General features: G+C 46.4%; 1 pseudogene. It reads left to right on the forward strand.

Annotated features, from left to right (window positions below):
* Window positions 1-1,108, forward strand: a pseudogene (locus AC27G9_RS21255) (hypothetical protein); the annotation flags it as partial.

The following is a 1,108-nucleotide window of genomic DNA, read 5'->3' on the forward strand; positions in this document are numbered from 1 at the left end:
CTTCAACTACTCGAAAAACAATGGTATCCAACAGGCTAACCGTGACTTCGCTCAGTGTGCGACTTTCCCAATTGGTGAAAACGACCTAATCTGTTTGGGTTCTAACCAAGGTCCATTCCCAACGACTTTCGTTGTAGATGGTACTGGTTACTCGCTACAAGGTGATAACTCTCTTTCTGAAGGTTTCACTAACGCGTACAACTTTAACCCGTTTAACCCAATCCGTCGTGAAGTTGAACGTTTCAACATCGGCTTCAAAGGCAGCTATGACATCACTGATGACATGACTGTTTACACGAACTTCGGTTACACATCTTCACAGTCTCCTCAGGTAATTGCACCTTCTGCGGCATTCGGTTCAACTATCAACCGTGTTAACTGTGACAACCCACTACTAACTGACCAAATGCTAGGTATCTTCTGTGGTACACTAGGCACTGACGGTACTTACTCTCGTGCAGATGAAGATGGTTATGCGCAAGCGCAAATCCGTCGTCGTTTCGTAGAGGGTGGTGGTCGTACGGATGACCGTACTCGTACTAACATCTTCACTGTAAATGGTATTAAAGGCACAATCGCTGATACGTTCGATTGGGACCTTTTCGTACAGTACAGTGAAACTCGTCTACAACGTACTCAGTTCAACCAGGTTACGCTTCGCAACCTTCAGAACTCTCTAGACATCGTTGCAGACCCAACAACTGGCGCACCTGTTTGTCGTTCAGTAGTTGACGGTACAGATTCTTCATGTATCCCATTTGTAACTGCTTACAGCGCAACAGCTGAATTCGATCCAGCACTTCAGTCTTACCTAGATACTCCAACATTAACCGTTGGTACAGGTGCTCAGACTATCGTTGGTGGTACTATCAGTGGTGACCTATTCGAATACGGTATCCAAAGCCCATGGGCTGACGATGCGGTATCTGCATTGTTCGGTTTCGAATTCCGTCGCGACGAGCTAATTCAACAAGCCGATGGTATCGCTGCTAACGGTGACCTAGTTGGTTCAGGTGGTGCTACAGTACCTACTAACGGTGAAACACGTGTTGCTGAATACTTCTTCGAAGCTCAGATTCCACTAATCTCAGGCGTAACTGGTATCGAG

The organism is Alteromonas sp. 5NS40-0096 (assembly GCF_057544385.1).